This is a genomic window from Legionella clemsonensis, assembly GCF_002240035.1.
Taxonomy (GTDB): Bacteria; Pseudomonadota; Gammaproteobacteria; order Legionellales; family Legionellaceae; genus Tatlockia; species Tatlockia clemsonensis.
This window is the reverse complement of record NZ_CP016397.1, coordinates 822458-842601: the sequence shown is the minus strand read 5'-3', so window position 1 is coordinate 842601 and position 20144 is coordinate 822458. Positions and strand designations below refer to the sequence as shown.

The window sequence follows — 20144 nt, the reverse complement described above, 5'->3', positions numbered from 1 at the left end:
CTAAAACAATAAAAAATCACCATGCAAGCGACAATCTTACACGGTTTAGTGAAAAACCTTTAAAATCAGGTTATATTTGACTAACGACTATACAGACGGGGTTTTAGCAAATTCAATATTAGAAGTCTCTATCACAGAGAATACGTGTCTTCCAACTTTAGTACACGTCGGGAAGCATTAAATTGCCCATTAAAACGTTTGAGAGCCTCTTCACGCATTTGAGTTGCATGATTAATTAGATAGTTACTGTAGGCTTCATAATTTTTGATATAGTAAGCAACGATAATTTTTCTAATTCCTTTGTCTTTGCTATCCATATCAACTAATAAATCAGCCTTGATAAACCCCTCTATTGTCAGTAAATCCTTGATATGAGGTCTTAGCCAGTGCATGTATGCATCAAAAATAGCAACCTCAATCTCCAAATTCACTTCATAGATAATCATCAGTGATCCTTTTAAACCTTACCACATACGCGATGTCCAATCCACCCGGCAAGCAGTAATGTAGATAATACTCCCAGTATACTGCCATAGTTATTCCAATCTCGACCAACAAGAGTCAAAGCATCGGGCGTGTGAAAAATAGAAAAAGGAATTGCCAATAGTACATCAACCAACGCCGAGCCAGCAACAAGGCCGCAGGCAATTAATACCCCCTTTTGCCTTCGATAATGCTTTTCTTCTTCAGCTAAAGCTCGCTTGTTCAAACGCCATTGCACAACCATTGCTATCATGCCACCTAGAAATAATGGAAATGAGGATGCCAAGGGTAAATACATCCCAATAGCTACGCCCAAAATAGATAATCTTATAAAACGGGCCAATTGTAATACACGATTCAAAATAATTATTAATAAGATAATACCTGCACCAACAAACATCATTGTCCAGGGAAGTGTGTTACGAAAAACCGCTTCTGTGATTGCAGCCATTAATGCAGCTGTAGGAGCTGGTAAGGTTTGACCTGGGTCCATACCTTCATGAGGCATAACGCCTGCTATTCCATAGACATCAAACAAAAGTTGCATCACAGGAGGAATGACCAGTGAAGAAATAACTACTCCCAGTAACAGCATAACTTGTTGTTTCCAGGGAGTCGCACCAACTAACTGTCCTACTTTTAAATCCTGGGTATTATCGTTAGCAATTGCTGCAATTCCAGTCACCACTGAACCAATAATAATAGTAATTGCTTCAGCTGCTCTAATTTGTTCATTGGTTAGCGGCGATGAGAACAAATGATTCATCACCGTTAATAATATCCAGGCGGCAAATAGCATCCCAGCAATAACAACAGAACTACCGGGGCTTGCAGTAACACCTACCATGCCTGAAAAATAAGCGGTAATCACCGAAAACAAAGAGCCTATGATTAAAATATAAAGAACAGCACCAAATATGATGCTTGGACTAAAATCGCCATCAAGACCAACTTCTTCCAAAGGAAAAATAAACTGAAAAAATAAAAATAATATAGCTGCCATAATAAATATTCCAATAATAATAAATGGCATAGGGATATCTTTATCAGTGCGCGGTAACTGAGCCTCTGAATGGCTTTTAGTCATGAAAGCACGGAATGATACTTGCATGCTTTTTATCAGAGGTTTTATTAATTTTAAAAATGTCCAGGTTCCTGCAAAAAGCATTGCACCTATTCCTAAATACCTCATCTCGCTATTCCACAAAAATCCGGCAGCTTGATCAGCAGAGTATTGCTCTAAGAATTGAGGATAAAATTGGCTTACAACAGGCATGGCTATTAACCAGGAAATGATGGCGCCTAAAAAGATACTGAGCGCCATTTCATGGCCTACTAAATAACCAGCACCTATCATTGTTGCTGAAAATCCTGCACCAAAACCAAACAACGAGCGCCTTGCGACAAACCAATAACTCCAATTGTTGGCAATTACTTTAAATCCTGTTTGTAAAAGTTCAAGAAAACCACCAACTGCACCGCCTAAAAAAATATCGTGAATGCCAGCTTTTTCAGCAGAAGATTTCAGTACCTCCGCAATAGCTCGCCCCTCAGGAAACTTAAGAACAGGCTCATTAACCAGAACCCGACGCAAGGGGATAGAAAACAAAACTCCCAATATTCCACCCGTTGCCGCAATTAAAAAATTGGTAAGGTAATCAAATCCATTCCAATATTGAATAATAATTAAGGCCGGAATGGTATAAACAATTCCACCTGCAACTGCCTCGCCCGCAGAGGCAGCCGTTTGCACTGCATTATTTTCCAGAATTGTAGCGTCTTTAAAAAATCGTAGAATCCCCATTGAAATAATGGCAGCAGGAATCGACGCCGAGGTTAAAATGCCTAATTTCAATGCCAGATAAGCATTCGATAATGCCAATAATACGGTAAGAATAATAGCAAGGACTACTACACGAAATGTTAATTCTCCGACTTTTTTATCCGCTGTTATAAACGGAGCAGATTTATTCATTGAGTACCCCATAGTACTTTGGCTATTTCCGGGCGTAACCAATTTGCAAGTTTTGATCGAGGAATTTCCACGGTTTGTGGTCCGTAAACATACGCTGCTACCTGATAAGTATCAAAAACAATGGCTATTCCATCTTTCGTAAAATTCCAGTTGCGATAATTGTCGGCAGTTGGCTCTGTTCCGGTAATTACCCATTTTTCATCAGAGAGTTTTTTCTCAAGAATAGCAGCACGACTCACTTTGGCAATTTGAGACAAATAAGGACTTTCCGGTTTAAACACGTCCGCTAATGTAATCTCTTGCCCCTCGATAAAATTAAACGTTTTTACGGTATTATTGGGGTGAGCACCGCCACTATAAACGGACACTGTAAATAATAAACTCACTGCTTTTTCATTCTGAAATGGAAGCTTGTAGTCAATATAGAGGCTGTTTTTTCCTGAAGTACTTGCTGTACTCGCGTCTGGATTAGAATCTGCTTGCTGCGTTTCGTCAATAAAAGCCTTTATCACTTTATCAATATTTCTATTGGCAAACCCTTGTGGATATTTAATATCTAAATCAAACGTGGGGGTTTCTTTTTTTATGGTTACTGTTGTTGGCGATTCAGCCCAAACCGGATTTACTGCGAAAATAATCAATGCTATTAATCCACTCAGCCATTTTTGCATGATTCTACTCCTCATATTAAATGCTTAACCAGTTTCCAGCGATCATGGTGCTATGTTCCAATGGGTAACCAAAATGGTAACAAAGAACTGCACTTTGATTGGTTGACCAGCGTATCAAGTCCGCCTTTAATCCTACCGCAATTGAACCTGTTTCTTGCTCCAAACCAAGTGCTTTGGCTGCATGAGACGTTACACCTGCCAAGGCTTCAGCAACAGTTAGGCCAAACAATTGACAGGCCATATTGAGCATCAGTGTTAATGAGGTGGTTGGTGATGAACCAGGATTTGAGTCGGTAGCGATAGCCATACCAATGTTCATCTTACGCAAATTATCCACTGGAGGTTTTCTCTTTTCTCGCAGAAAATAATAGGCTCCTGGCAATAATACAGCGACAGTACCGCTATGAGCCATCGCAACAATCCCTGCATTATCCAAATATTCCAGATGATCACAAGACAAGGCACCAAACTCAGCAGCCAATTTGCTCGCACCCAGATTTGATAATTGTTCCGCATGACATTTAACAGGTAATCCAAGGGCTCTTGCTCTTATAAAAAGCTGCTCTGTTTGCGCCAGATTAAAACCAATTGACTCACAAAAAACATCAACTGCATCGGCCAAACCTGCCTCTGCTACTGCCGGTAGCATGTCAGAGCATAAAAAATCCGTATAGCCTTGCGCATTATTAAATTCCGGTGGTACTGCATGAGCGCCTAAAAATGTGGTTCTCACGCGAATGCCGCTCATTGCACCTAGTTGTCTGGCAACACGAAGCATTTTTATCTCATTTTTTAAATCAAGACCATAACCTGATTTAATTTCAACCGTAGTAACACCCTCGGCCCGCATGGCTAACATTCTTGGCAACGATTGTTCGAATAGCTCGTCTTCAGACACTGCTCTTGTGAGTCGAACGGTGGATAAAATACCCCCACCTGCTTTTGCAATTTCCGCATAGGTTTTTCCTAGTAACCGCTGTTTAAATTCATTAGCACGGTTTCCTGCATAAACCAAATGGGTATGGCAATCGATAAGGCCAGGTGTCACCAATTGACCATCACACTCATGGATCGCTATGGCATGTTGTTTATAGTCAGTTGGAAGATTCGCCATATCACCGCACCAAACGATATGCTCATTTGAAATAGCAATGGCCTGATGCTGACATTCCTCACCGGCAGCATTAATCGTTGTTGCATTGAGTAATAAGCGCTCACAGTCGATCATTAGCTCTCCCACTCAGGCACTTCATGAGAGGGGATAAGCCAAAACTGGTGGTGACTTTTATCATAAATGTCCCATTCCCTGGCAATAAATTCATCTCGACTTACCTTAAGAAGCAACCAACTTAGAAAAAGAGCAACAGTTTCCGTGGTTAATAAACGTTTCTCGGCTTTTAAGGTATGAAAAAAATGCAGTTTTTCTTCATCCATAAATTGCGCCTGACGAATTAAAGCCTGCATATCGGTATCAATGATTCCTGGCATCACTGAAGCAAACGCTGTCTCATGATTTTCCAATTGCCAGCAGCGGGTTAACATGGATAAGGCCGCTTTTGAGACACAATAGGCTGCCCATCCTGTTACTGGAAAATAAGCCGCGCCGGAACCTATATTAAGAACACGTCCTTTTTTTAATTGGGGTAACAGCAGTTGGGTTAAAAATAAAGGCGCCTCAAGATTGGTTGCTAATGTCTGCCGCCATGATGATTCATCAATATCAGCAATAGGAGTGATAGGTTCGATTATACCCGCATTATGAATTAATCCATCGATAGGTTTCTTAGACTGCAACTGTGATGCAATTTGCTCTCTGCCTTCTTTGGTTGACACATCGGCAGCAAGAGAAGAAATAAGGGGGGAAAAAGAAGCTGTCTTCGCCAGCGCTTTCTCCCGTCTTCCGATAATTAACACTTCTTTTTTCTGCGTGGCTAGATGTTGTGCCAATGCACGCCCAATTCCACTGCCGCCACCAGTGATTACAAACACAATAATGCCCCCAATAGAAATCAACCTTAATCTGAATTAATGGACCACGGAGATTCTGATGCACCTCAATATTATAATCTGCTTCAGAATGATCAAAAATCAGATAATTTTTGCGCCGAATAATAACAGACATTCTATTGAATTGGCATAACTTGGATAAATAACGGTACAGTTGATTACCTCCCCCCTTAGTTTCCATGCAAAACCTGTAGAACTAAGGCGAAACGGCTTGGAAACAAAAATTGGAATCGCGTCTATTGCGAGCCTTATACAGATGTAAAAAACATGCCGAACTCAATTTGATTTTTTTATGAACCTCGAATTTAAACTATATGGGTAAATATGCACATCCATTTTTTGCCCTTATTGAGTTATTATTACTCAGATTAAAAATTAGGCAATTTAGATACTATGGGTAAAGTTAAGGTCTATTACTGGCAAGGTATTGTAGGAGATGCTGAATTATTTGCGCCCTATCAGGCAACAATTAGTAAGCTGGCTCAAGGTAATTACAAAGCCGCTGATTTGGATTTAAAACAGCTTGATGGCCACCGTGTTTACAGTGTCCGTGTAAATAAAAGCGATCGTTTAATATTTACTACATTTGAGAAAGAGGGAAAATCCTACCTGCTTTTGTTGGACGTGGTATTAAACCATGATTACAGAAAATGTTCCTTTTTTAATCCTTCCGTATTAAAAAATTATCTGAAAAAAAATGCCGACGGAATTGTCCAGCAAATCGATCACAGTAATTTTATTGCTATCAATAAAGTTCCATTGCTTACTCAAGAGGCGCCAGAGTTGGCTCCCTCATTGCAGTTTGCCCCCATTAACTACTACCACCAAATGTATATTGAGTTCAATGATGAGCAACAAATCGCGAGAGGCGCAACGCTTCCGGCTGTGATTAGTGGTCCACCTGGTTCAGGAAAATCCTGTGTTGCCCTTTCACTTTTAGAGCAGGCAGTTAGTCAGCAAGCCCATAATGATGCTCCTATTTTGTATGTTACCCAATCTGAGCCTTTAAAAAAGCTACTCGAAACAGCTTGGAAAGAATTACCTGCTGCTCAAAATTTACCACCTAATTCAGTACAATTTTGTACCTATATAGAGCTTTTAAATAAATTAAATGTAGCGCAAGAAACAGTTGGGGAGCCGTATTTTCAAACGTGGTTTAAGCAATACAATGCTAAACAAAAACATCGTAAAAAAACGATTACAGGTTATGAGGTTTTCTTAAAACAAGCTCCTCTCCTCTATCGGGAATTACGAATTCTTACAGCTTATACACCTGAAGACTACTTAAAGCTCGGTGAGCGTCAATCATTGATTTATGGTGCAAATGAAAAGCAATGGATGTTAGAAATAGCAAAAGCCTATTTACTCCATCTTAAAGAAACAAAACGTCTTGATCCTGCACTTTATCCATTGCAAATGAACCCTGCTTATTCACTTATTGTTGTCGATGAAGCCCAGGATTTATCCCATTATCAGCTGAAAAATTTACGCGACTTGGCCAAAGAATGCCAATTGGCTGCATGCATGGATACGCATCAAAGTCTGGAAGATGAGCAAGCCAAACGCGATTATTTGCTGCAAATGTTGAGTGAACGTCATTATAAAGCGCAACATTTGCCATTAAGTGCTACTTATCGCTGTCCTCCTGCGATTGTTAAATTAGCCAATAAAGTGATTGAAATCAAAAATAGCTTGACTGGTGGTATCGCTGATAAAAAAGAATTTACAACGATTTCATCTGTCTCTGATTCGCAAACTGAAACGGGGTTTGTACAGTGGCTTAATTACTCCGCAACCGAAGAACTACTAAAGTTACGTCAGAAAGAACTTGTCGTGGTGACTTATGAGGAATTTAAAGACGAAGCAATAAAACTTTTCCAAACTCCTCTTGTGTTTACGCCTGAACAAATTAAAGGACTTGAGTATCAAACTGTTGTTGTATTTCGCTTATTTGACAAAGAGGAGTTTAAACAAGCTAATGCACAACTTAAGAATAAAATTAAGGAAGGCACTCTGGTTGCACCAATGCATCGCGCTAAACAGGGTCAAAGAAATTCAAGCGTCGGGCCTTTATGGAACAAAATATTTACGACATTTACCAGAACTAAAAAGAATTTGATTATTGTCCAGGATATTACACAAATAGTGCAGCTTAGCGAGGTATTACAAAACGCCATTGCTAATCAGAACACGCTCTTACACCTTGAACTTGCAGAGGATTATCAAACTGATTGGCTTAAAGAAGCGGATAAACAACGACAGCACGGCAATGAGGAAATTGCCACAAGAATTGAAGTGGAGAAACTTAAAGAGAATGTTGAGCCTGTAACACAAGATGTTGAATACTCTTCGACAAACCCTGAAGCCATAAAAACTGAAAAAACTAGTCACCAATCACTACCAGCCAAAGGAAAGCATGGAGCTCCAGGAGCTGAACTTAAGTTTCCAGCTAATTTTTCAAGAAAATTACTCGCAAAATTACTTAATAGCCCGCTAATTACTGAGTATTTTTTTCAACCTAAGGGTGATTCGTGTAATTTTATCGATTTTATTGCCAAAGAAGATAACCTCAGGTTATTAGCTTCTGTGTTGGAACAGCCAGAAGAAATATTTACCTCTGCACTGGAACAACTTAAAAAATGGTTAGTATCGCCAGATCAATCTAAAAAGATAGCGCGTATCCCAGCAAAATATAGAACAGTAGTAGAGTCACATAAAAAGCTTTTGGAGGCCGTTTTAAAACATCCTGAATTATTCTCGCAATCGGAGTTAGAGCAACATAAAAAACTATTAGCGTCTGTGCCAGCACAACATAAAAAGTCATTAGAGCTGGAACAGCATGAAAAATTATTACTGTCTGTAGTAGAAAATCAAAAATACATCAAAATGATAGCGGAGGGTTTACTGGGTGATTTTAATGGCCGCCCTCTTTTTCTGGAATTATTTAGACAGAATAGACTGTATAATTTACTCAAATATATCCCCGCAATAGCCAGGTACTTATTACCGGAATTTCTGACGCAAAAATATTCTTACGGCGAAGAAGAAAGCACAATTTTTCTAGATTTGACTCAAAAGCCCGAAGGTCATGAAATTTTATCTATTTTGTTCAAAAAAAATCCAATCCTACTAAATCTATCTTCTTTAGATATGACTACCAGTTATATGACAAAAGATAATTTTGCGTTAATGCATTTAGTTACGGCTCAACTTTTCTCTAATAACGATTCAAATTTTCCCAATGACAGTAATTTATTGCGGTTGATATTAAAGAACAATCAAAAATTAATTACTGAATTATCCCCTGCATTGATGAAACCCGTTGACAAGAATAATTTTAAAAATACCTCGCCCTTTTTCTGGTTATGTTTTTCTTCACCCGTGCTATTAGGTGAATGGATTGATAGGAATCCAGAGCTTATAGCAAACCTGTCCGCTGAAGAATTAATCGAGACTTTATTTTCTATCCCCTCGCCAGAACTTGAGATGGCTTTCTTTTGGCTGACTATGGACAGAGAGCATTTTTCAGTCTTTAAGAAAATATTAGAACTTAAACCAGATATCATTGCTAAAATTCCAGCAGAAAAATTAGCGTCCGCGCTCACCCCAAATAAAAAGAGAATGCGCGCATTGTACACTCTATCTAAAATGAATGAGGGGTGCACCTGGTTAAATGAACTTTTAAAATTAAAACCTGCCATTGCAAATTATATTTCCGCCAAGGATTTGGGTTTAACTGTTAAGGACGAAGATGTCTCTCCACTTTATTGGCTGAGTTTTAATGCTGCAGGTCGACTTGTATTAAAAAATCTATTTAATTTAAACAAAAAACTTGCAACTGATTTAAAACTGGAAGATTTTATTCGACCAATAACGAGTGCAAGTGCTTTCAAATCAGATGTAAATGCAACTCCTTTTTACTGGTTAACCACTTGTTCTGACGGTCGTCAGTTACTTGTTGCATTACTGGATTTAAATGAAAACATTAGGAAGGGACTTCATTCTTCCGACTTATTACGTATGCGACCAGAAGAAGCAGAAAAATACGCCTATACCACTGCATTTTATTATCTGACATCGGATCTTTTAGGACATAGAGTTTTGAACCAGCTTCTGGAAAATAATCCCCAGTTACCAACAGAAGTTTCCTACACTCAATTAACACAACTATTAACTGACAAGTCTCCTCCAATGCTTGTAAATACTTCTCCTTTATATTGGCTGGTTTATCACTACGGACTAAGTGACTTGCTAGATAAGTTTCTAACCCCGGAGATGGAAACTCTTACATCACAGCTATTGACTCTTAAGACTCATGCAAGAATAGAAGCAATTCCACAGAGTCTTTTAGATGGCTTTAGCCGTAGCCAAAATGGCATACAAAAAATAAGACAGATATTCTCAGAATATCCAACAACTCTTGATAATTGTATAAGTCACACCTTACTGACATTTTCAGGAGTTGATAGAACCCTTCCTAATCTCCAGCCCTTCTCATTGAGGCCTAGTTACGCTCTACTCCTATCATGCGAAGGGCGATTGTTATTATGCGAAAAATTACGACAAGATCGATCTTTTGTAAAATTTTTTCCTGCCAAAGATTTAATAATCAAAATTGGCCCTCCTTTATTCAATTATTCCTCTACACCTCTACAATATCTCTGTCATGCACATTATGGTATTCCTACATTGACTGAGTTATTGCAGGCAAATCCAAACTATCTTAAAGAAATTCCAGCTTCTGCCTGGACTACGGTTATTGATACAGAGAAGGAAATGGGTTCATGTTGCTTACATTGGTTAGCATGCAGTGGTGAAGAAGGTCTAAAAATTTTAGCAAAATTAATTCAGGAAAATGAAGCGCTTCTTAAGCTAATTTCACATACAGAATTGCTCAGGCCTGTTATCTGTAGAAAAACACAAGAAAAAACAAATTTATTAATGGTATTGAGACAAAGTAACAGTGGACGTCACCTGCTTCAAAGTATATATGAAAAAAGACCTGAATTAGAGGGGAAAGCGCCTACAGGTGACTCGCACCAAGCTCAAGCAATGAGTGCAGGTACAATCCATGATCACACACAAAATAGCATGAAAACTACACAAAAATCAGTTCAAAGAGAGCCTAGTTTAGGGACAATACCTGAAGAGAAATCATCAGAAGAAACAGGGCCAGTCGGCGAGAATTTTAGAATGTTCAAAAGGACCAATAACAAGGAGAAAAAAGTAGAATCTTCTTTGCAACCCAAAGTGTCATGAGAATACAACATTTCATATTGAAATTAAGTCCTTGCGAGCGCCAGCGAAGTAATCTAATACTAGTTTTGAAAACTAAATCTGTTTTGAATGGCTTCACTTGTTCGCAATGACCACTTAAAATTATTCCTGTGTAAGGCTTATTTATTAATTGTCTGTTTTTTTAATTTTTTTTTTTATAGAATCATTTAATTAACGAGAATCATCACCCTTAGAATCAGGATCTCTCTAATGCCACTTGATCTTTTACATTACGACCCGCCAGATTTTTCTCTTTGGCACGGGCGTAAGGACAGTCTATCAGGCGAACGTTTTTTCCAACGAATTAATTTGGTTGATCTGTCGTTGCAACATTTAAGTGACGGACAACAGGACATCGCTATTCTTGGATTTTGTAGTGACGAAGGCATAAAGCGTAATGAAGGGCGTATCGGAGCACAATATGGATCTTTAAAACTAAGGGAGCAATTGGCCAAACTACCTTGTCACACTCCTAAGCAGTTATTTGATGTGGGTAATATTGTTTGCAATAGTGGTCAATTAGAAGAAGCTCAAGCCCAGCTTGCAAAGTTAGTTTCTTATCTGCAAAAAAAACACTACAAAACAATTGTTTTTGGTGGCGGCCATGAAGTTGCATTGGGACACTTCTTAGGACTTGTTTCTTCATATCCCAAGCTTGGAATAATCAATTTTGATGCACACTTTGATTTGCGACCCCTAGTAAGGGAAAGTTATGGGACATCCGGTACCCCGTTTCGCCAGATTGCTCAATTTTGTGAGCAAAATCAACTGCCTTTTAATTATTGTTGTTTGGGTATTCAAGCATTGGGCAATACGAAAAGCCTTTTCGATGCTGCCGATGAATTAAATGTTTCTTTTCTGACTGCAGAGCAAATTCATACGGAAAATATCGCCTGGCAAACCGCTTTTCTTGATTCTTTTTTATTAAATCATGATGCTATTTATTTAACAATTTGTCTTGATGTATTTGCTGAATGTTTTGCTCCGGGAGTTAGTGCACCGCAACCCATGGGTTTAACTCCATGGCAAACACTCCCCCTGTTGAAATACATCTTACAAACTGGCAAAGTGGTAAGTTTCGATGTAGCTGAACTTTCGCCTCCACTCGACAGCGAGCAGAAAACGATACGTCTTTCTGCAAATTTAGTGGCAGAATTATTGGATTACTATTAATGCAAGGAGTCTTCGATGAATAAATCCATGCTGTATGCAGGATTAATAAGTATTTTATGCACTTCGGTATATGCTGAAAATCATGATGAAACTCGTGAGAATCTGGTAGCCGCTATACAAGCTAACACGCAGATGACCAACCCTGTTCATGCAACAAATACTGGGCAACAGAGACAAATGTTGGCTTCCCAGACCGTTGCACCAGCAAACAGTGGCGTACAAGTGCCAAATCCGCAGGGCCCAGACGTACCCAATCCTCAGGGCGTACCCACACCACAGGATGCTCCTTCTGCGCCTGCTCAGGTACAAACACCTGCAGTAGAAACGTCAATCTCTCAAGGTACAGCAACCACAACCACTCAAACACCGGCCACAACAGATCAAACCACAACGTCCAGTAGCAATGTGAATACCCCACCAGTTCCTGCATCTACTCAAACCACCACGACCACGACAACAGTCACTCAACCCGCCTCACAAAATGTACAAACTGGCATAGTTACTCAGTCGCAGCCAACTCAACCTCTTGACTGCAATTATCGTATTCCTCCATCCACAACAGCGATTGATCAAGCGCTGGTGTTGAGGTGGGCAGAAAAAGCAACGGTGCAATCATTTGACTTCGACTACAACACCATGGACTCCCAACTTGCAGCACTTAAGGCCTGCTATACAGAATTAGGTTGGCAAGGTTTTAATGATGCTTTACAAAAATCAGGAAATCTTAACGCCATCAAATCCCAGCAATTAATGGTTAGCAGCATGATTAGCGGGCCTGGACAAATTACAGAAGTCAAAGAGAACCAATGGAAAATTAGCTTGCCTGTGCAAGTGGTTTATCAAAATAATAAAGAAAAATTGACACAACCTCTTACCGTAAATTTGGTGGTTGGCAGGAAAGTTTCTGGTGATTTGGGTATCATGCAAATGATAGCTGTACCGCGCAATGTTCATATTCCCACCACATCAACCCAGACCACACCATCTGGTAGTGTAACGCCATCAACAACAACTACAGTTCAACCACAGTAACATTTAATTAATTGGGATACAGCCACCACGTTGTATCCCTACTGAAGTAGAATAAAATTATGCGCTATTCTTTGGCTATTATTTTAAGTCTTTCAAGTATTGGCAGTTATGCCAATGTTTTGCAATATTTTGCAGGGATCAGTTATAGTAATCCCGCCGAACTTTTTAAGGTTAAAAAGAATGAATTTTTAATCGGGGGCACAGGGTTTTATGGTGATGTTCGATTTGCAGGTAGTGTTTTAAATTTAAATACCTTTCAATATGACAGCGGTGTCAGTGCCTCCAGGAGATTTAGTTTTTTACCTTATGGACGCATCGCCTCACGAATTAATCAAAAACTTGTATGGGGAGTGGATGTTACTCAGCCTTTCCATTCTAATTTAATCTATGGATTAGATGCCTTTACCCGTTATGCAGCTACAGAAACTTTAATGACTGACGTAGATATCAGTCCCCGCTTTTCTTATAACATTGTACCCCAACTCACGATTGGTGCTGGTTTGAATTTTAACTTTCTTAAGGATAATGAGACCAATTGGGCATTACCTGTCAGTCAAACGCAGTACGCTATGTTTATTAACCGCACGTCAGGATTTGGTATTGGCTATGATGCAGGCGTTTATTTCATGGCTAACTCCAATAATTTTTTGGGTGCAACTTATTATTCTGCTATTAAACAAAAAACGCGTGGTGAAAGTATTTTAAATGGAAATGTGAGTACAGATTTACGCTTTAATTTCCGCATGCCTGCAACCACGATATTGCACTACACGCATCTTTTCAGTCAAAAATGGTTGGCAAGTTTTCAGATTTTTTGTTCTGAATGGAATGCCAATCAATTTGCCCGTATTCAAAATACAGCAGCGCCCCCACCGGCGGGACCCAATTTCACATTTACAATGAAATACAATCCCTCCTGGGCTTATTCGGCAGCCATAAGGCAGCAGTACAGTGAAAATTTAGGGCTGACATTAATTGGACTCCTTGATAATGGTCCTGAGCGTGATCACTTGCGCACAATTAACTTTCCTTCCGATACGCAATATTTTTTAGGACTGGCAACTGACTATCATCTTTCCAAACTCACCACATTGGAATTGCTCTATGGTCATGTATTTTCCAAGACACTGATTGGAAATTATTTATTCCTAAACGGTCAGCAATTTCCATTTACCACGGGTCGAGTGCGTATTAACGCTGAGGTATTTGAGCTTAGAATTAAGCTTCAAGCCTAATGATATAATTACACTATACCGGTTCTCTGGAATTACCAAGAAAATGAATAATAGAAGGACATCCCTATGTTTTTTAGAGCGAGTGAACAAAAATTAGGAGAGGGAGCAAAATTAGGAGTTAAATTTTACTTGCTTGGTTCAGATGGAGAGGTGCTCGCACAGTCAGGTTATCATGCTGATATGATGCTGCCAATGGCAAGCACTAAAAAAATTGGAATTGCATTAACAGTGCTTAAAAGAATCTTTGTAGATAAAGATCTTGATTTAAATTCTGAAATTAACATTACTGATTCACAATTTTCAGCAGGGCGTCCGACTAATACATTGGATAGATATTTTTTTCTCCCATGGGCTGTAGCAGATAAGCGAACCATCGATGAACTGCTCACATACATGTTAACTGAAAGTGATAATACATCAACTGATGTATTACTTGAATTAGTCGGCGGTAAAGATGTTGTTAATAAACTAATGCAGGACTTGAACCTTGGCAAACATCATTTATCTTTTTCCTCCAAATCATTGCTGGCAAATTATTATGGTACTACGGTCAGTAAGTCCTTTTTAAATATTTGCAACACTTTATATGAGTTCTTGTCAGCTTATTCTCTAAGACCAACTGAAACCAGTATGGTACAGAGTGAATCAGATGCATGTACGCCCCAAATGATGGCAGACTTGTTAAAATTAATGTTGATGGAAAAAGAAAAAGATGAAAGCTGGATAGGAAAAGCTGCTAATGTCATTTTTACTAAAATGGAACATTGTTTAACTGGGGAAACCACCATTAAAACTGGCGCAAGGAATTTTCTTCCTTATTCTTCTGCATTTGGGTCTAAACAAGGTGGTCTAGGAGGCATTAGGAACGATACCGCATTTATTCATCTAAAAGATGGCAGGTGGGTAATTTTGTCGATCCATACTTGCCTATCAAATCTATCTCTTCCATTCAGAGATGCTGTAATTGCCGATTTAGCAAAGAATTTACTCATTAAATACTGTAACTTAACCTCACAAAAAGAAACTGAAATTAATGAGAGTACACCATTATTAGCTTAGTACAGGACAAAATTTTTATATGTCGTCATTGCAAACAAAGTGAAGCAATCCGGAATAGATTTTTATTCAAAATCGTACTCGACTGCTTCACTGGCGCTCGCAACAACACGACTCTAAATTTTTGTCTTGTGCAAAGGATTATTAGGTAACAAGAAATGAATGATACAACTATAACCAACTTTTGTGAGGGTCTCTCGCATAAAGCACGTGCTAAGTTGATAGTGAGCAGAATCTCTGTCACATTATTGATGTGAATTGGGAATTGATTTATCTAAAATAATAGGAGCCTTTACTGGCCTTGCAGATTTTAATTTTTTCATCCAGCCATTAATGATTGCCACCAGGATATTTTTGCTGTAAGCATAATCATGATTTGCTCCTGGTAGTCGCCGGTGTAAATAGCGCTCATTTTTTATAGTTAATTGACGAATTGAAGCCTGTTCTAATACAGGAGTGTAATCAAATTGACCGGTGATATCCAATACAGGAAAAGGTATTTTTTTTATTAAATTCGCTACCTCTTTATTTTCAGGGTGATCAAAGGCTGAAAGTAAAACCAGACCGCTCGCCTGTTTGGATTGTAGTTGAGTAAAATAATTCACAGAATTCTTAAGTTGTGACCCGTAATGAATCACTACCATTCGCTTACTATTTTTTTTGCGTAAAGTGGTAAGTGTCTCGGGTAGCTGTTCAGTCCAGGGCACAGGAATTTGTAGACTGGTATTTAGCAATGCCACTGACCAACCATGTTTTGCCAGCGCCTTACCTAAACTATTTACTAACTCGGAACCCTCACTGTCTTGTTCGCCGTTAATAATTGCAACTACCCCATGTTGTTTTTTCCCTTTGAAATGCCAATAAGGTAAGGCAACTTTTTGCTGATTGACAAGAATATCCAAACTTGCCGCCTCAACTTCAGCAAAATTTAAAAAAAACAACAAACAAAAGCCCAGGAGTAGTTGCATCGCTTTTATCCCTTTGTTTGAGATTTGGTAAGCCAAGCAAATTTCCTGCCCACTCTAATGTTAAAACTAGCGCTATTGAAATGCCGGTAGTGCTAGCCTGATGTTAACATCAGGCTAGTTAGGGATTATTTAAAACTCTATGCCTTCAGCCTCTAAAAACAGTCTGGCATGCTCAGCCATAATTTTATGAGCCGGTGCTGTCGGATGCACAGGATCAAAAAATAGAAAGCCGTCACAGGCATCCGCTTCATTTTTGGCTTTAATTTTTGCTGCCATATGCAGAACAGAACGATGAGATGGTTTTTCTACCATTGCTTCATAGCAGGTGTCAGTAATATTGGTAAAACCATATTTTTCAGGAAAAATAACTAACTCACTTAATGTTTGATTTACATCAAAGAGAAGCCATTGAACCTCTGGAAACTCTTGTTTAAGATTATTGATGCTCATAGCCAGCAATTCATTATGTTGATTGGTAAGATAGGAGAGTTTTTCTGCTGAATCAAACGCAAGAGCAATGGGTGTTTTTCCCAAATCAGGTAGATTTACAACCAAAATATGCTTGGCTCCAGCCTTTGCCAAACGATGCAGATCATGGTTAATGCCTTGATTTACTTCATCAAGAGCTTTTTCCATATCATCTGGAATACCTAAGTAATTATTGGCTCCTATCCAAATAATATACAAACTATTTTCATCAGCCTTATTTTGATGGGCTAGAAAATAGGTATCAATTTCTTTTTTTAAGGTAAATAAAACGTCATCATCAGGATCTTCTGAAATACCCGCTCCCCCAAAGGCATAATCAAAAAAATGACCTGAAGGCTCGGGGAAATAGGAAGCCACTAAATGTTCAACCCACACTGGCCCATTGGTAAAACGTCCTTGATAATAAGGTGGAGATTGGGGTAATTTTTGATGCATGTATTCGTAGAGATTGCCGTTATCCGATAAACTATCACCAAATACAACTATATTATTTAAAGGTTTTGCAGCTACCAATCCTGAAAAAAGAAGGATAAAAAAGGTAAATAAGGTTTTCATCTGCCACCTAATCAATTGATTTTCCATAGAAAAATGTCGAATTATATAGAGAAATAAGTCAACGATCAATTTTTTTTCCACGCCGTCAGGGCAAGATCCAGGGCAAGATCATCCTTTATCTCATCTATACAATAAGGCATCATCCTGAGTATCCCAACCACATTGTGGCAACATCAAAAAAGACGACCGTCATCCCGAACGTAGTGAGGGGATCTCCTTTGTATCAGGAGATGTCTCACTACGTTCGACATGACGTACGTCTTTGGGAGCAAAGCGAAGGACCTCTTCAATATGGAATCGGGTTCTACTTGCAATCCTTCATGCGGCTTTGCCGCATTCTGGATGACGAGATGGAAAAAATATGCAAAAGATTATAACAGACGTCATCCTGAAAGCGACATCGTCGCTTGAAGGATCTTTCATACAAAGAGCGGGATTTATCTGCTGGGGCTCCTTCACTTTGCTCAGAATGACGGGCTTTGCTCAGGATGACGGTAATTTGTGCAAGATAATCGTGTGAAATTAATTCAAAATAGGATGATCTTGCCCTGGGGCAAGATCATCCTTTATCTCATCTACAATAAGGCATCATCCTGAGTATCCCAACCACATTGTGGCAACATCAAAAAAGACGACCGTCATCCCGAACGTAGTGAGGGAATCTCCTTTGTATCAGGAGATGTCTCACTACGTTCGACATGACGTACGTCTTTGGGAGCAAAGCGAAGGACCTCTTCGATATGGAATCGGGTTCTACTTGCAATCCTTCATGCGGCTTTGCCGCATTCTGGATGACGAGATGGAAAAAATATGCAAAAGATTATAACAGACGTCATCCTGAAAGCGACATCGTCGCTTGAAGGATCTTTCATTCAAAGAGCGGGATTTATCTGCTGGGGCTCCTTCGCTTTGCTCAGAATGACGGGCTTTGCTCAGGATGACGGTAATTTGTGCAAGATAATCGTGTGAAATTAATTCAAAATAGGATGATCTTGCCCTGGGGCAAGATCATCCTTTATCTAATCTATACAATAAGGCATCATCCTGAGTATCCTAACCACATTGTGGCAACATCAAAAAAGACGACCGTCATCCCGAACGTAGTGAAGGATCTCCTTTGTATCAGGAGATGTCTCACTACGTTCGACATGACGTACGTCTTTGGGAGCAAAGTGGGAGGATTTTTTCGTGCAAAGCGCAGGATTTACTGCTCGGATCCTTCGCTTTTCTCCCAAGATGACGAGATAAGCGTCACCAGTTTAATTGATAAAATCAGGCACTACCCAGTGACGTAAGCTTAAGCTGACGACCGCATACCCAGGCACTATTTAAATCTTGAAAGACTTTTTTAGTCATCCCCTGTGGTAATCGCACAGTTGAATGATCTTCATGAATTTTAAGACCAGTGATGTAGCGACTCTCGAGTCCAGCTTCATTAGCAATAGCACCAACAATGTTACCAGGTTTTACACCATGTACTCGACCTACATCCAAACGAAACAGCTCTTGTGGGTAATCTTCATGAAATGACTTTCTTTTCCTATCTGATTTACTGCCGCGGTTGTTAGATTTAAACTCTCTATCCCTTTCAGAGTGACGAACTTCCTTAGTTGCACGAACAGGTTTAGGTAATTCAGATTTCCATGGTTTATCTTGATTTAGCAGAAGAGCCAACGCTGCTGCAACATCAATTGCAGAAGCTGGATTTTGCTTTAGGAATTCCTCAATAATGCGTTTGTAAGACGGTAAATGCTCATGCTGCAAACGCGCTGCAATATTAGCCATAAATCGTTCTTGTTTTGCTGTTTGAATCATATAATCATTGGGAACAACAATTTTTTCGATACGCTGGCGGGTATGGCGTTCAATCGTATTTAAAAGACGTCCTTCTTTAGGAGTAATGAATAATATAGTTATCCCGCTACGCCCCGCACGACCAGTTCGTCCAATGCGATGCACATAAGTCTCACAATCATAAGGGATGTCATAGTTAATAACATGAGTCACACGTTCAACATCCAAACCACGGGCTGCAACATCGGTAGCGACTAAAATGTCTATGCTACCTTGTCTAAATTGAGCAATCACCTTTTCACGCAAAGCCTGGGTTATATCTCCATGAATTGCCATTGCCCGATGTCCTTGCTGTTGCAACAGCTGTGCAACCTCTTCTGTACTACTTTTGGTCCGCACAAATACAATGACGCCTTGATAATCTTCAACAGCCAATACGCGTAATAAGGCATCTGGTTTTTGAGCCGCTGAGGCAAACAGAAATCGCTGTTCAATCGCTTTTACAGTTGCTGTTTCTGCACGAATTTCCACAGAAGCAGGATGATTTAAATAACTATTTGCTATTTTGCGTATTGGCGCAGGCATTGTTGCCGAGAATAAAGCAATTTGCTTTTCTGCTGGCAATTTGGCAAGAATTGTTTCTACATCTTCAATAAAGCCCATGCGTAACATTTCATCAGCTTCATCAAGCACGAAAGTTTTTAAATGACCTAATTGTAGTGTAGTGCGCTCAAGATGATCGAGTATACGTCCGGGAGTTCCAACAACAATCTGAGCCCCATCGCGTAATTGTTTTAGCTGTCGCCGATAATCCTGACCACCACAAAGAACAGCAACAGACACTTGCTTCATGTGAGTACTTAACAATTCAAATTGCTCAGCAACCTGAATAGCTAACTCTCGGGTAGGTGCCAAAATTAATGCCTGAGTTGCCTGTGAGTTTACAGCTATTTGCTGTAAAATAGGTAGAGCAAAAGCCGCAGTCTTACCCGTACCAGTTTGCGCCTGGGCGATGACATCCCTTCCCTGAAGGAGTAAAGGAATCGTTTGTGCCTGTACTGGCGATGGTGTTTTAAACTTCATGTCCTCAAGCGTTTTTAGTAATGCCTCGGATAAATTGAGGGCAGTAAAGTTTAATAATTCTTGTGTCATAGGAAATCCAAAAAAGTGTAAATGCGACGTGTAAAATTAATGCAAAAAATTAGCGCATTATAATAACAAAATAAACAGGATGATGCACGAAATTATTCTTCTTTAATTTGTTGCAGGTATTGGTTCACTGTCAGTTAAAACATCGACTAAACTAAGTTACAGCTGATTATTATAAATCCTCAAAGACAATAATTCAATCTTTTTGTAAAATAATTATACCGATATTTGGTATACTCATAATAATGTACTAAAAATTTTTAAGATTCAGGATGAACAG

At 39.3% G+C, this 20144-nt stretch carries 13 protein-coding genes; 5 read left to right on the top strand and 8 right to left on the bottom strand.

The genetic code is table 11. The features are described from left to right. Positions 1-131: 131 nt before the first annotated feature. Genes clem_RS03645 through clem_RS03625 form a run of 5 tightly spaced genes read right to left on the bottom strand, consistent with a single transcriptional unit; the run spans position 132 to position 5118 of the window. On the bottom strand, positions 132-446 hold the full coding sequence (locus tag clem_RS03645; RefSeq protein ID WP_094090374.1) for a DUF4286 family protein: 315 nt from the start codon (positions 444-446) through the stop codon (positions 132-134). A gap of 11 nt (positions 447-457) precedes the next feature. After that, complete coding sequence (locus clem_RS03640) at positions 458-2458, bottom strand: OPT family oligopeptide transporter (RefSeq protein WP_094090373.1); 2001 nt, start codon at positions 2456-2458, stop codon at positions 458-460. Then, positions 2455-3129 (bottom strand): DUF3298 and DUF4163 domain-containing protein, encoded by a 675-nt coding sequence (locus clem_RS03635; protein WP_198333182.1) that lies wholly within the window; start codon positions 3127-3129, stop codon positions 2455-2457. The genes clem_RS03640 and clem_RS03635 overlap by 4 nt, the downstream gene beginning before the upstream one ends. 16 nt (positions 3130-3145) lie before the next feature. Then, positions 3146-4357: an imidazolonepropionase gene (gene hutI, locus clem_RS03630; protein ID WP_094090371.1), complete on the bottom strand. Its 1212-nt coding sequence runs from the start codon at positions 4355-4357 to the stop codon at positions 3146-3148. Further along, on the bottom strand, positions 4357-5118 hold the full coding sequence (locus clem_RS03625; RefSeq protein ID WP_094090370.1) for an SDR family oxidoreductase: 762 nt from the start codon (positions 5116-5118) through the stop codon (positions 4357-4359). Before clem_RS03625 ends, hutI begins: the two co-directional genes overlap by 1 nt. Positions 5119-5529: 411 nt before the next feature. On the opposite strand from clem_RS03625, the gene clem_RS03620 reads away from it, so the two are divergent. The 5 genes from clem_RS03620 to clem_RS03600 all read left to right on the top strand — a co-directional run bounded on the left by clem_RS03620 (position 5530) and on the right by clem_RS03600 (position 14912). Next, the gene (locus tag clem_RS03620; protein WP_094090369.1) at positions 5530-10395 is read left to right on the top strand and encodes a DNA/RNA helicase domain-containing protein; all 4866 of its coding nucleotides are present in this window, start codon (positions 5530-5532) and stop codon (positions 10393-10395) included. A gap of 228 nt (positions 10396-10623) precedes the next feature. Then, positions 10624-11586: a formimidoylglutamase gene (gene hutG, locus clem_RS03615; RefSeq protein WP_094090368.1), complete on the top strand. Its 963-nt coding sequence runs from the start codon at positions 10624-10626 to the stop codon at positions 11584-11586. A gap of 15 nt (positions 11587-11601) precedes the next feature. Continuing rightward, positions 11602-12618: a DotI/IcmL family type IV secretion protein gene (locus clem_RS03610; protein WP_232505550.1), complete on the top strand. Its 1017-nt coding sequence runs from the start codon at positions 11602-11604 to the stop codon at positions 12616-12618. A gap of 59 nt (positions 12619-12677) precedes the next feature. Further along, entirely contained in the window at positions 12678-13853 is a 1176-nt protein-coding gene (locus tag clem_RS03605; protein ID WP_094090367.1) for an OmpP1/FadL family transporter, read from the top strand. A 66-nt stretch (positions 13854-13919) separates the two neighbouring features. Next, positions 13920-14912: a serine hydrolase gene (locus clem_RS03600; protein ID WP_094090366.1), complete on the top strand. Its 993-nt coding sequence runs from the start codon at positions 13920-13922 to the stop codon at positions 14910-14912. Positions 14913-15154: 242 nt separating this feature from the next. On the opposite strand, the gene clem_RS03595 is transcribed toward clem_RS03600, so the two are convergent. The 3 genes from clem_RS03595 to clem_RS03585 form a co-directional block, all read right to left on the bottom strand. Beyond that, positions 15155-15913 carry a DUF3530 family protein gene (locus clem_RS03595; protein WP_094090365.1) on the bottom strand — a complete coding sequence of 253 codons (759 nt, stop codon included), beginning with the start codon at positions 15911-15913 and terminating at the stop codon, positions 15155-15157. A 93-nt stretch (positions 15914-16006) separates the two neighbouring features. Further along, on the bottom strand, positions 16007-16921 hold the full coding sequence (gene plaA, locus clem_RS03590; protein WP_094092259.1) for a GDSL family lysophospholipase PlaA: 915 nt from the start codon (positions 16919-16921) through the stop codon (positions 16007-16009). A gap of 1272 nt (positions 16922-18193) precedes the next feature. Continuing rightward, positions 18194-19867, bottom strand: coding sequence for a DEAD/DEAH box helicase (locus clem_RS03585; RefSeq protein ID WP_094090364.1), 1674 nt, complete (start codon positions 19865-19867; stop codon positions 18194-18196). Positions 19868-20144: the final 277 nt, after the last annotated feature.